We start from the raw sequence: 13900 nt of genomic DNA on the forward strand, positions 1-13900 counted from the left end.
CACGTAAAACGCGAAAGGCCGCCCAACAGTTTGCTGGGCGGCCTTTCGCATCTTTATTTGACCTATACGCTCGTCGCTTATTTGTTAACAGCGAGGATGTAATCAGCCAGAATCAGACCAGCCTCGTTCAGGTACGGATCTTTCTTTTTCTTACTGGCGTCTTTCTTCGTAGCGTCGGCCGTAGCTGGATCACTGTCGTCCGTCTGAGCCGACGACATCTGCGATACTTTATTGGCCGCTGCCCGTTTCCGTTCGGCTTCTTCGCGTTCTTTCCGGCGTTTCGATTCCTGGAGCGATACAACCGTGTTTTCCTTGGCCTTCTTGAAGTCGGCCAGGTCCTGTGCCAGCTGTTTCAGTTCGGGATCCGATTTCAGCCGCTGATCGAAACGGTCGCGGAGTTTGCCTAGGATCTTATCGTTCAGACTGGACGAAAGCTCGTAGCGGGTCGAGGTGATCTGATCCCAGGGAAGCGCACTTTTCTGCGAACTTTCACCGTATTCTTCCGCCGAGAAAGCTGAAGGCAGCTGAATATCCGGCGTTACGCCCCGGTGCTGGGTGCTGCTGCCGTTGATCCGGTAGAATTTCTGGATCGTCATTTTTACCTGACCCAGTTTTTCCGGCTCTTTTGGCAGGAAGCTGTTCAGATCGATCAGGGTTTGCACGGTACCTTTGCCGAACGTCTGTCCGCCAACGATAACCCCCCGTTTATAATCCTGAATAGCGGCTGCAAAAATCTCCGATGCCGAAGCGCTGAACCGGTTAACCAGAACGGCCATTGGGCCCGAATACACCACACTGCCGCCGTCTTTGTCCGAGTACACCTCCGTTTGGCCCGACGATTCTTTCACCTGAACAACGGGGCCTTTCGGAATGAACAGACCCGTCAGGTCAATGGCTTCGGTCAGCGAACCACCGCCATTGTCGCGCAGGTCGATCACAATACCCGCCACTTTTTCGGTTTTCAGTTCTTCGATAAACTTCCGAACGTCGCTGGTCGTGCTGCTGAATCCGTCTTCGTGCTTACGGGCACCTTCGAAATCGCGGTAGAACATAGGAATGTTAATCACGCCGATTTTTACCGGTTTGCCATTGTCGGTTACTTCAATAACTTCCTTTTTGGCCCGTGATTCTTCCAACTTGATTTTCTCCCGCACCAATCGGATTTCTTTCGGTGGGGCGCCGGCAATTGCATCGGGCGAAACAATGTGCAGACGTACTACAGTGCCTTTGGGCCCTTTAATCAGCTTCACCACTTCGTCGACCTGCCAGTTCATGGTATTCACCATGGGACCGTTGTCGCCCTGTGCTACACCAGCAATCTTGTCATTCGTTTTCAGCAGATTGCTCTTAAACGCCGGACCACCGGGCAGTACGTTCGTGATCTTAATATAATCACCGTCTTCCTGCAGCATCGCCCCGATACCTTCCAGCGACTGGCTCATTTCCTGATTGAACCGATCAGCATTGGAGGGCGAGAGGTAATTGGTGTGCGGGTCAAGTGCTTCGGCGAACGAGTTCATATAGAGCTGAAACACCTCCGGACTCTTGATCCGGTTGATAGCTTTGTCCAGATTGGCGTACCGCTGTGTCATAGTGGCCGTTACGGCGCTGTCGGTACGGTTGCCAAGTTTTAACTCCAACGCCTGATTTTTCAGGATCTTGCGCCACAGTTCGTTCTGTTCCTCAATGTTTTTAGGCCAGGTTGCTTTCTCCCGATCCGTGTTAAACGTTTCGTCGGCCGTAAACGTGAATGGCTTTTTCAGCTGCTCCTTAATGAATGCACTACGTTCCTCAAACCGTTTGCGGAATACGTTGTACAGATCATAGGCAGCTGTGAGGTCGCCGTTCACCAGCGCATCGTCGATCTGATACCGGTATTTCTCGAACGATGCTACGTCGGAAGCCAGCAGGTACGTTTTGCTGTTGTCAACTTCCTTCAGGTAGTTATCCCATACGACCGACGACAGCGAATCGTTCAGGCGTACTTTCCGGTAGTGGTAGGTGGTCAGGAGTTTGGCTACCACCGTTTCTACTTTCTCCTGCGACACAGAAGGCTTCAGTTCATCCGTCACCGAAAGGGAGGAAGATACCGTCCGTACGGGAGCACCGTCCGACGGCAGGTCCGGCTGAAAACTCAGCATCAGCACGGGTACTAGGGTCACCAGATATTTCTTCATCTACACTACCCAGAGTTAATGGCGAAAGAGTGAATGAGTGAAAGAGCGACCTACAGTTGTCAAGCCTTATGGCGATTGGAAATCGCTCTTTCACTCATTCGCTCTTTCGCTCTTTATTGTTTAACAATATCAAGCAATTCTACGTCAAACACCAGCGTTGAGCCGGGTTTGATGTCCTGACCTGCCCCCCGATCGCCGTAAGCCAGATCCGACGGAATATACAATTTCCATTTGGAGCCGACAGGCATGAGCTGCAGTGCTTCTGTCCAGCCTTTGATCACTTCACCAACGCCGAATTCGGCAGGTTGTCCCCGTTCGACTGAACTATCGAATACTTTTCCGTCGAGCAGTTTGCCCGTGTAATGTACCTTAACCCGATCCGAAGCGGTTGGTTTAGCGCCGGTTCCTTCTTTCTCAACCGAATACTGCAGACCACTGGCGGTGGTTACCACACCCGCTTTCGCTTTATTTTCGTTCAGGAAAGCCGTTCCAACTTTTTTGTTTTCGACGGAGGCTTTCATCAGTTCTTCATTACGTGCCGCGTATTGCTTCTGCGAGTAAGCCTGTAAAAGCTGACCTGCCTGGTCCATGGATATCTGCGTTTTCTGACCAGACAAAGCATCTTCCAGGCCTTTTGTCAACAGAGCGTTGTTCAGATCAGTCATGCCCTGTTGCTTTAGGTTCTGCGCCATGAACAGACCGATGCTGTAACTGATTGAATCCTGCGATGATTTAATAGTTGTGCCGGTTGCTGAGCGGCTGGCAATTGCTGGAGCGGCTGGCTTAGCCGCTGTGGAACGGGCTGCCGAGGTTGGTTTGGTTACAGCGGGCTTTTTTACCTGGCCCGAAACAGTACCGGCTATCAAAACGGCTGAGGTGACTCCAGCCAGCGTCCATTGGTTGAACTTCATGCGAACAAAAAACGAGAAAAAGATACTAAAGTTAGTTTATTGATAAAACGTGAATAGATAGCAGAAAAGTTTGGCAAAGCTGGATTGTGGTAAAATTTTGTCAAATGCGGGCGAATACTGAGGATTACAACGAAGTGAAAAAGAGTTGCCGCATTTTCTGCTGTTAAACCTAACAAAACCATGCCATTGATTCGCATTTGATAAGCGTGAAGCCGAACAAATTTTGATGAATGGCGCTTCCGCTTTTTTAGCGGCAGATATGAGTAATGTTCCGTTCATTAAAAAGTGAAAAATCCTCACCTTATTCGGGTGGTAAACAAAATTTTATCCAATTTTAATCGTACCTTTGCGGCCTAAAATCAATCGTTTAAAATCGTTATAAACATATGGAATCCGTAAGACCCGACGAGATATCTGCCATTCTGCGCCAGCAACTGGCTGGCACCCAGACCGAGGCTGAACTCGAAGAAGTCGGTACGGTACTGCAAATCGGCGATGGCGTAGCGCGTATCTACGGCTTGTCTAAAGTGCAGGCCGGTGAATTGCTGTCGTTTGACAACGGGCTTCAGGCTATGGCCCTGAACCTGGAAGAGGACAACGTAGGAGCTGTATTGCTCGGCGATTACTCTGATGTCAAAGAAGGCGATACCGTAAAACGTACTGACCAGATTGCCTACGTGAATGTGGGTGAAGGTATCCTGGGCCGCGTAGTGAATACGCTGGGGCAGCCAATCGATGGCATGGGCCCAATCCAGGGCGAGCTGTTCCAGATGCCGATGGAGCGTAAAGCACCGGGTGTAATCTTCCGTCAGCCCGTAACGGAGCCTATGCAGACAGGTATCAAGGCTATCGACGCCATGATTCCCATCGGCCGTGGCCAGCGGGAGCTGATCATCGGTGACCGTCAGACGGGTAAAACCGCTGTGGCTATCGATACGATCATCAACCAGAAAGAATTCTTCGACAAAGGCGAGCCCGTTTACTGTATCTACGTGGCCTGCGGGCAGAAAGCGTCGACCGTTAAGCAGGTTGAAGCTACGCTGCGCAAAGCCGGTGCTATGGACTACACAGTTATCGTAGCCGCTAACGCATCCGATCCATCGCCAATGCAGTTCTTCGCGCCATTTACGGGGGCTGCCATCGGTGAATACTTCCGTGACACGGGGCGCCCGGCGCTGGTCGTGTACGACGATCTGTCGAAACAGGCGGTAGCTTACCGTGAAGTGTCGCTGCTGCTGCGTCGCCCACCAGGACGGGAAGCGTATCCAGGAGACGTATTCTACCTGCACAGCCGTCTGCTGGAGCGGGCGGCCAAGATCAACTCAAACGACGAGATCGCCAAGAACATGAACGACCTGCCCCCAAGCCTGAAAGACAAGGTGAAAGGTGGTGGTTCACTGACCGCTCTCCCAATCATCGAAACGCAGGCGGGTGACGTATCGGCCTACATTCCAACGAACGTAATCTCGATCACCGACGGTCAGATCTTCCTGGAGTCGAACCTGTTCAACGCGGGTATCCGTCCGGCCATCAACGTAGGTATCTCGGTATCGCGCGTAGGTGGTAACGCCCAGATCAAGTCAATGAAAAAGGTAGCTGGTACGCTGAAACTCGATCAGGCGCAGTTCCGGGAGCTGGAAGCCTTCGCGAAGTTCGGTTCTGACCTGGATGCATCAACTAAACTGACGATCGAACGCGGTCGCCGGAACCAGGAGATGTTGAAACAGCCTCAGTACTCGCCGGTACCCGTTGAGCAGCAGGTAGCTATTATCTACGCATCGACCAACGGTCTGCTGGATAAAGTGCCGGTCAACAAAGTGAAAGCATTTGAAAGTGAGTTTGGCATGGTGCTGAGCGCCCAGTATCCTTCTGTACTGAGCGATCTGCGTGCCGGTAAACTAACCGACGAATCCACCGCTACACTGAAAAAAGTAGCGGCTGATCTGTCGGCAAACTACTAAGAATAAGGTTCGGTACCCGTCGGCCAGTGAACGAGCTGGCTGACGGATAATCCACAACCAACAACCACGAATGGCAAGCCTTAAAGAAGTACGCGCCCGCATTTCGTCGATCAACTCGACGCAGCAGATCACCAAAGCCATGAAAATGGTGGCGGCTGCCAAGCTGCGCCGGGCGCAGGATAATATCACGCAATTGCGGCCATACGCGCAGAAACTGGGCCAGATGCTGAGTACGGTTTCGGCAGGGGCAGAAACGGCTCAGGAGAGTCCGTATAAACACGTCCGGAGCATCGACCGGGTGTTGCTTATTGTCGTTACCTCCGATCGTGGTCTGTGCGGTGCGTTCAACACAAACGCGATCAAAGCCGCCCTGTCGCTGATCGAAGAAAAATACGCGTCGCAGGCGCGGTCGGGTAATGTTGAGATCATGGCCATCGGCAAGAAAGGCGCGGAAGCTTTCCAGCGCCGTGGCTTTAAGGTCAACACGACTTATGTCGATACGTTTGGCTCGCTGAGTTTTGCGAACGTACGGCTGGCCGCTGAAGAGGCCATGGCTGGCTTTGTAAGCGGTAGCTACGACGTAGTCGAACTCGTATACAACGAATTCAAAAACGCGGCTGTTCAGATCGTTCAGACCGAGCAGATGCTACCTATCGTATCGGCCAGTTCGACGCCAGTGAACCAAGCTGCCGCCAGCTCAGCGATGAATTACATCTTCGAACCATCGGAGGAAGAAATTATCACCGAGCTGATCCCAAAAACGCTGAAAATTCAGCTGTACAAAGCGGTGCTTGATTCCAACGCGGCTGAACACGGCGCCCGGATGACGGCTATGGATAAGGCTACCGATAATGCCGGCGAATTGCTGAAAGCACTGCGTCTGGTATACAACCGGACTCGCCAGGCGGCCATCACGACCGAGATTCTCGAAATTGTGGGTGGTGCCGAAGCCCTGGCCAGCGCAGCCTAATAATTCTCGAAAGACAATTGAAAACCACCATCAGGCTGATGGTGGTTTTTTTGTTTTGCCTGCATCATTCGCTGAGTCAGCCGCGTATAGAATTGCAAAAGTCTGGTAAAACGGCTAGCTTGGTAGCGCGTTATACCGCCAGCGAAAAGCTGTTAAAAATGATTAATTTGGTGCTGAATCGGTAATAGTTTATAGTGATCTGACGTTACTTATATAGTGCTTGGTTTTTAGAGTTTTGTGGTTGATTGTCAGTGAATTGACTTTGTTGATTTAGTAGAAATTGCCCTTTAAAACAGGAACCAACAGGGCTATCATTCGGTTATTTATTTGGTGTATACGAATGGGTGATTTCAGAGCGTTACCTATTCGGTTTGATCCTAAAATGCTTACATAAACACATGAAACTCAACCGCATAATTAGCAGTCTGTTTATCGTCGGTACGCTGGCGTCCTGCGCCCCCGCTATTACGGTTAAATACGACTATGATCCTAAAGTGAACGTGCGTCAGTTCTCGACCTATCGGATCGAAGCTGACCGCCAACGTAACGCTGACCCCATCGTGGGCAGTAACCTGAATCAGCGTCGAATTGCTGATGCGCTGGATGCATCGCTGAAAGCTCGTGGCTACAAACCTGTAACGCAAGGTGAAGCTGACCTGGTAGTCCGGTTTTTCATGGATTCAAAAGACCGTCAGCAGGTGCAGTCAAACGGCATGTACTCGCCTTATTCCTGGTGGTATGGCGGTATGGGCAACAACGTGTATTCCCGTCAGTATGAGGAGAACCGGGTTGTTATCAACGTGATTGATGCGCGTTCGAACGACATCGTCTGGCAGGGCTGGGCAACGGGTCAGTTGAACAATAAGAACAAAGAGCGTGATCGCGATCAGGCGTTCCGCGAAACGGTGACCAGCATCATGAAAAACTTCCCCGAAAGCGCTGGACAGGATTACGGCGCGGCTCGGTAGTTAGCTTTATAATTGAAAAAGGCCTGCGTACCCAACGGTATGCAGGCCTTTTTTTATGGTCATATATTTTTATTAATTTGTTGGTTACCCATGGAAACGTCGCCAGCAAATCGACAACTTGTTTACTCATGTCTGACTATAGTATTCGTACTTGTGTTAGGTGTTACTGGTTTGCTAAATGTATCACATAATCGTAGTCAGCACTTGCAGGATCAGGCCATTGACCTGCGCCGAAACCTTTTCCAAAAGGATCAAAAAATTAAAATTTTAGAAGAGCGCCTGAAAGATTGTGATACGCTCGAAGCCGCATCTTCGACTACGTACTCGTATCATTAATAACTTGAATCTGACGATGGCTGGCCAAGTTCCAACTAAGGGGAATTGTGATAAGTGAAGCCTACGGCGCTGTCTGCTTGGCTAGCCAGCCGGTTGTACCATCCGCTTTTCGAATCAGCTCAAACAGGCCGAATCCGCCCAGTACATCGACGGTTGCCCCCACGGGAAGGGTTGCCTTTGTAGCTGCTGTCGGGTTCGCTTCGTCCAGTAAATTCCGGGTTGTCGTCAGGGTCTGCTGCCGCAGAGGGCGGGTGGCTGATTCCAGCGTGGCCGTAGCCACATAACCGGTCAATCCGTCGGGTAATTCAACGCGCGGCCAGGCATTCGTCCCGCCAATGATTTGAAGGGCCGCTGCCCGTGGCAACTCCCGAATAACAGCCGCATTGCTGCCGGGAGCGATGCGTACGACCGACCGATTGGCTGAAACTCGCGCCGATGTACCCAATCGGTTTTCGGCCAACAAGCCCTGCCGGGCCGGTCCACGTCCCAGCCGGATAAACGGTAACGGATCGGTTGCCCCTCCGCCAAATTCGTAAATCCCAAAATGCAGGTGAGGCCCTGTTGTGCGGGCATTCCCGGTATTACCGACAAAGCCAACTGTGTCTCCAATGGCTACGCGCTGCCCGTTTGTGACGTTCCAGCGGTCAAGGTGGGCATAGTACAATCGGATATTCCGCTCATTGTCGGACAGGAAAACTACGTTACCTCCCAACCGATTTGTTCCTACGCTGGAGATTATTCCGTTGACGGACGCCACAGCGGGTGTACCGCGGGGGGCAAAAATGTCTACTCCTTCGTGCCGACGCCGACCGCCGTCGCGCGCAACGCCGAAAACACTGCTTATCTGACGGCTGTCCCGTCCTTTTACCGGGAAGCTAAGGGCAGGCTCGCGCGTAACGGATATGGTGAACTGACCACTGCGCAGTAACTCGGGCTGCACCCGGATTAGATACGTTTGTGTACGGCGGGGTTCCCAGGCCAGAACGTTGGTATCGGCTTTGGAGGATGCCAACAGCGAGGTTCGGCCCCGTTCATCAAGGCTGAACACGTCGATAAAGACCTGTGCTTCGCGGTTGCCCAACGTTTCGACGTTAATCATAAGTTTGTCGCCACGCTGGGCGCTGAGCCGGTAGCCAACCGCAAAGGCTTTCTCGGCGGTGAAATAACCGCTCTCCCGATACGGTACGGTAATTCTGAGCGAGTCGCGGAGAGCACGTTCGCTGGCCGCAAGCCAGTCGGTACCGAGCGCTGTTTTAGCAAGTTTCGCATCTTTCAGCGACTGGCCGTATTGCTCGTGGGGCGATGTGGAACGGAATAAGGTGGTGGCGGGTCCAATACCCGTACAGGCGTTTAAAAAAGCAATCAGGCCACTAATTAGGAGTAATCGACAGAAAAGTTTGTCAGGCATATAGGGTGATAAATACTGCTGGATCGTTGAGAAAATGAATAATTTTTTAGACAGAATTTCGATGGGTTAAAATCCTGTAATCCTGTCTAAAATAGCCTAAAAGCCGATGTCATTGTTATGTGCTTCGGCAATAGGAGAGCTACATAAAAAACGACCGAGGTCCTAAAATAGTTATGCCCTGATTTACAGTTTGTGCTGCAAATCAGGGCATAGACGAAATTTACGTATCAGTGGAGGTTAAGCCCGCTGGCCGCGTGTAGTCAGGAAATAGACAGGAATGCCCAGTCCGGCAATCAGCAGACCCATACCCGTGTTGAATGTCTTGGTATACAGCAGGATGCCGCAGATAGTCAGGCCGGCCAGCATGTAGAGGGCTGGAATGATCGGATAGCCAAAAGCGCGGTACGGCCGCTCGGCGTCTGGCTCTTTCCGACGCAGCACAAACAATCCACCAATCGTGACGATGTAAAAGCAGAGAGACGTAAACGTGCAATAGTCGAGCAGGTCGCCGTAGGTGCCCGACAGGCAAAGCAGCGATGCCCAGAGGCACTGCAGCCACAACGCCCGGCCCGGTACGGCGTTCTTGTTCAGGTGGGACGCCTGCTTTAGAAACAAGCCATCCTGCGCCATCGCGTAATACAGCCGGGCACCCGCCAGAATCAGGCCGTTGTTGCAGCCGAAGGTCGATATCATGATGAGACCAGCCATAATGGCAACGGCTACGTTCCCGAAAATGGTTGACACCGCAGCCGTAGCAACCCGGTCAGCTTCCGCAAACTGAATTCCCCGTCCCAGAATATCTGTTGCCTCGGGAGAGCCTTTCAGCGGCAGGAGAGAGAGGTAGGAGATGTTCGCCAGGAAATAAATTGTCGTAACCAGAAACGTGCCGAGGAACAGCGCCAGTGGAATGTTCCGGCGTGGGTTTTCGATTTCCCCCGCAATGAACGTAACGTTGTTCCAGGAATCAGCGGAGAACAGTGAGCCGACCATCGACGTACCAAAGGCCAGCAGAAGTGCAACCCCGGCCAGCGGCATAACCGAACCATCGGCCGCCGTACTGGTAGCTGCCCAGGCATCGGTGAGGTTGGTCGATAGCAGGCCTGTTTTCAGACCGAGCGTAATCCCGATAACGATCAGCCCGACCAGAGCAATGATTTTTGTTGAGGTAAAAACGTTCTGGATTAGTTTCCCGCTCTGAACACCCCGGCTGTTGAGCCAGGTAAGCAGCACCAGGCTGCCAATGGCAAACAGGGAGCCCAGGGTAATTTTGACGGGGCCGAGCGTCAGTAAGACGTTTTCCGGGCCTAAGGCGGGAAAAAATACCGCCGTGTATTTTGTAAAAGCAACAGCCACAGCGGCAATGGTACCGGTCTGAATAACGGTAAAAACGGTCCAGCCGTAGACAAAACCCGTGAGCGGACCGAAGGCGCGCTGGATGTAAATATACTGACCACCGGCTTTGGGCATCATGCCCGCCAGCTCGCCGTAACTTAGTGCAGCCGCTATAGTCAATATACCCGTTAAGACCCACAGGGCCAGTAACCAGCCCGACGAACCCAGGTTGCGGGCCATGTCGGCCGAGACGATAAATACTCCGGAGCCAATCATGGTTCCGGAAACGATGAGCGTTGAATCGAGGAGGCTTAAGGAACGTTTAAACTCTGTTTTTTCTTCCAGGGTTGCTTGCACAGCATTTGGCGATTTAGAGGAACAATACGCCAATAAGCATCCGAACGGCTAGAATTGCAAATAAAGTTTGGTGGACTCCCGGCTTGCTTACCGGACTTCGATCTCATCGACCATAAGCTGTGCTTTCCGGCCGGGATACCGTAACCCAGCCGGTACGTTACCTACATTCCGGGCAATGATCCGAACATAACGGGCATTTGTCGGGTTGAACTCGAACGGAAGTCGGACAATGGCGCGTTTCCCTCCCTCGGCCGCGTTGGTATTGGTGGCCAGGACCGAACGAAACGTCTTGCCGTCGTCCGAAACCGCGATGTCAACCAGTTTGGGCAGGCAGGTGTTTTTGGCGGTGTACTTGAGAAAGCCAACCAATACGGTTTTTACCGGCTGGGTTTTCCCCAGATCGATAATGGCCCCGAAATCACCGGCGAACGAAACGACATCAGCCACTTCGTAACCACCCATGCTGGCAACGGTTCCGTCGGTGAGCATACCCGCTTTGTCCGGACGTCCCGTAGTTGCCGGATAAAGCAACGTATAGGGCTTGCCGGTTGCCAGGGAAATCAGGTATTCTTTCTGAACTTTAGCCAGCTGGCTCAACGGGGTCTTATCCCGGAACGTAGCAGCCCGAACGGTTGTCGACTGGTTGAGTGGGAATGGCTTCTCGTACCGGGCTGACTCGCTTGAAGGAACGCTTCCATCAGTCGTGTACCGAATGACGGGTGCCAGCGAATCGGCGGTCAGTGTGACCAGTACGTTGCCGTCAGCGGTTGGTTTCGCCGACGGCGTTACGTCCAGGATTGTTCGGGCGAAGTTGACCCGAAGGGCCGACAGACGGTCGAAATGGGCTAGCAGCCGCTTTTTGAACTCGTCATAATTTTTGAGGCTGGGCGCGGTCCAGGCTACTTCGGCCAGGGCAGCCGCCCGGGGCCAGACGGCGTACTCCACCTCGTTCGGACTGGCCAGGTACTCCGTCCAGACATTACCCTGCGTACCCAGAATATGCCGGGCTTCGTCGGCTGGCATGTCGACGGGTGTCGGATTATAGGAATACACCATTGATAACGGCAATGACCCACCAAAAGCCAGTGGTTCCTGACCCGGATCGCCCTGGTAATGGTCTAAGTAACAAAACTGCCCGGGTGTCATGATGACATCGTGGTGCTGGCGTGCTGCTTCCATACCGCCTTTGGTGCCGCGCCAACTCATCACCGTCGCGTTGGGTGAGAGCCCCCCCTCCAGAATTTCGTCCCAGCCGATAACCCGTCGTCCTTTGCTGGTTACGAATTTATCGATGCGGGTAATGAACCAGCTTTGTAGTTGATTCTCGTTCTTCAGTTTATGGCGCTTCATCAACTGTTGGCAAAACGCACTTTTCTTCCAGACCACTTTAGGGCATTCGTCACCGCCGATGTGAATGTACTGGCTGGGAAAGAGCGCCATTACTTCAATCAGTACGTCTTCCAGCAGCGAAAACGTTTTTTCGGTGGGGCAAAAAACGTCATTGAAAACGCCCCATTTCGTTGCTGTTTGATACGGGCCTGGGGCGCAGGCCAGCTCGGGGTATGCCGCCAGAGCCGCCAGCGCGTGTCCTGGCATTTCGATTTCGGGTACTACGTTGATAAACTTGCTTGCCGCGTACCGAACCACTTCCCGTACGTCGTCCTGGGTGTAAAAACCGCCATAGGGTTTGCCATCAAAGACCTGCGGGTCATAGTCGTCATAATGACCAATCAGGGTTTCGCGTCGTTGCGCGCCAACCTGCGTGAGTTTTGGATACTTCTTGATTTCAATTCGCCAGCCCTGGTCGTCGGTGAGGTGCCAGTGGAAGTTGTTGAACTTATGCAGCGCCATCAGGTCGATATATCGCTTGATGAACGACACCGGGAAAAAGTGACGACTGACATCCAGGTGCATGCCCCGGTACACGTAACGCGGCTGATCCTGAATGCGGCAGGCCGGTATGCGCCAACCCGGCAGCAGGTTTGTACCGATAGCCAGGGTATTTCCCAAAACAGCCGGAGGAAGGAGCTGGTAGAGCGTCTGAACAGCGTAGAAAAAGCCCTCGGGGCCTGCTGCCTCGATTATAAGCTGTTTTTCCGTTACGTCGAGCCGGTATCCTTCTTTACCCAGGGCAGTGTCAGTAACTGGCTGGAAGCGAATCTGACTGTCTGCTACCTGCCCCGACCCCGCGTCCCGCACAGGAATACCAAGCCCACTGGTTCGATTGAGTTGATGAGCGAACGTATCGGCTACGGCTTTGGCCGTTTTCTGGGCGAACGGAACCAATATTACCGTATTCCGGGTCAGCATGAAAGCGCCGGAACGGGGTTCGAGCTGGGCAGGGCGCGGAATGATCGCGTATTGACTGGCCGACTGGCTCTGACCGGAGAAAGTACAGCAGAGCAGAAATAGAAAGAAAAGACGAGCGTGCATAACGTGACGGCTAATGCTGACCCGGACTGTCCGGCCAGATCAGCAGTCAAAACTTAGTGGCCCAGTACTTTGGGGCCTTCCCGGTTGATTTCGGACACGTAGGCTTCGCTGGTGATGCCCACCGACAGGAAAGCCTGCTGCATGGCGGCTCCAACGTGTTCGGCGGTTTCGACATCCCGGCTTAGGGCGAACATCGACGGACCCGAACCAGAAATGCTGCATCCCAGTGCACCGTTATCCAGAGCTGCCTGTTTGACTTCGTTAAATTCGGGAATCAGAATGGCGCGCACCGGCTCGATGATTACGTCGACCAGCGAGCGGCTGATGAGGTCGTAATCAGGCGTCATCAGCCCCGCAATCAGGCCCGCTACGTTACCCATTTGCGTAATGGTATTTTTCAGCGAGACCTCGTTTTTCAAAATGAAACGGGCGTCTTTCGTATTTACCTCAATATCAGGGTGAACGATCGTGCAGTACAGCGATGCGGGTGTTTCGATGCGAATAACGTCCAGCGGCTGGTAACTCCGTACGACAACAAAGCCACCCAGCAGGGACGGCGCTACGTTGTCGGCGTGGGCCGAGCCACAGGCAATGCGTTCGCCTTCCATCGCAAATGGCAGAAGCTTCAGCGTGGGCAGGGGCCGGTCGAGGAGTTCGTTAATGGCAAAGACACCGGCCACGGCGCTGGCGGCACTGGAACCCAAACCGCTGCCCAGGGGCATCTGCTTCCGGAGAACCACGTCAACGCCTACGTCGGTACGGCCAATGTGCTTGAGGTAAGTCTGAATGGCAATGCCAGCCGTGTTTCGCTCTGTCTCGCGCGGCAGGCGGCCCTCATCGCCGATGATGTCGGTAATACGAACGCCGGGTGCGTCGCTGGTTGTCAGGGTAATCTGATCGCCGGGGTTGGCGACCGCGAAACCGAATATGTCAAACCCGCAGGCTACGTTAGCAACGGTGGCGGGAGCAAATACACTAATGGACTTCACGATTGGCAAAAAGCAACGAAGGAAAAGACAAGTTTAGCGCTTTCGGCTGGGATTATCA

The 13900-nt window shown here is 53.0% G+C and carries 10 protein-coding genes; 4 read left to right on the forward strand and 6 right to left on the reverse strand.

The genetic code is table 11. The features are described from left to right. Nucleotides 1-77: 77 nt before the first annotated feature. Nucleotides 78-2177, reverse strand: a complete 2100-nt coding sequence (locus HU175_RS09030; protein WP_176566279.1) for a carboxy terminal-processing peptidase — start codon at nt 2175-2177, stop codon at nt 78-80. 113 nt (nt 2178-2290) lie between these two features. Further along, entirely contained in the window at nt 2291-3088 is a 798-nt protein-coding gene (locus tag HU175_RS09035) for an FKBP-type peptidyl-prolyl cis-trans isomerase (protein WP_176566280.1), read from the reverse strand. A 386-nt stretch (nt 3089-3474) separates the two neighbouring features. Between HU175_RS09035 and atpA the strand changes: the two genes are divergently transcribed. From atpA to HU175_RS09055, 4 genes are all read left to right on the forward strand, one after another. Beyond that, on the forward strand, nt 3475-5049 hold the full coding sequence (gene atpA, locus HU175_RS09040) for a F0F1 ATP synthase subunit alpha (protein WP_176566281.1): 1575 nt from the start codon (nt 3475-3477) through the stop codon (nt 5047-5049). 70 nt (nt 5050-5119) lie between these two features. After that, complete coding sequence (gene atpG / locus HU175_RS09045; protein WP_176566282.1) at nt 5120-6019, forward strand: ATP synthase F1 subunit gamma; 900 nt, start codon at nt 5120-5122, stop codon at nt 6017-6019. Nucleotides 6020-6036: 17 nt separating this feature from the next. Then, entirely contained in the window at nt 6037-6204 is a 168-nt protein-coding gene (locus HU175_RS09050) for a hypothetical protein (RefSeq protein WP_176566283.1), read from the forward strand. A 213-nt stretch (nt 6205-6417) separates the two neighbouring features. After that, on the forward strand, nt 6418-6987 hold the full coding sequence (locus HU175_RS09055; RefSeq protein ID WP_176566284.1) for a DUF4136 domain-containing protein: 570 nt from the start codon (nt 6418-6420) through the stop codon (nt 6985-6987). A gap of 397 nt (nt 6988-7384) precedes the next feature. On the opposite strand, the gene HU175_RS09060 is transcribed toward HU175_RS09055, so the two are convergent. The 4 genes from HU175_RS09060 to HU175_RS09075 form a co-directional block, all read right to left on the reverse strand. After that, the gene (locus HU175_RS09060) at nt 7385-8731 is read right to left on the reverse strand and encodes a peptidoglycan DD-metalloendopeptidase family protein (protein ID WP_176566285.1); all 1347 of its coding nucleotides are present in this window, start codon (nt 8729-8731) and stop codon (nt 7385-7387) included. A 237-nt stretch (nt 8732-8968) separates the two neighbouring features. Beyond that, entirely contained in the window at nt 8969-10420 is a 1452-nt protein-coding gene (locus tag HU175_RS09065; RefSeq protein ID WP_176566286.1) for an APC family permease, read from the reverse strand. A gap of 87 nt (nt 10421-10507) precedes the next feature. Beyond that, entirely contained in the window at nt 10508-12853 is a 2346-nt protein-coding gene (locus HU175_RS09070) for a glycoside hydrolase family 20 protein (RefSeq protein WP_176566287.1), read from the reverse strand. Between the two features lie 53 nt (nt 12854-12906). Continuing rightward, entirely contained in the window at nt 12907-13842 is a 936-nt protein-coding gene (locus HU175_RS09075; protein ID WP_176566288.1) for a homoserine kinase, read from the reverse strand. Between the last annotated feature and the right edge of the window lie 58 nt (nt 13843-13900).

It is taken from the genome of Spirosoma sp. KUDC1026 (assembly GCF_013375035.1).
Classification (GTDB): Bacteria; Bacteroidota; Bacteroidia; order Cytophagales; family Spirosomataceae; genus Spirosoma.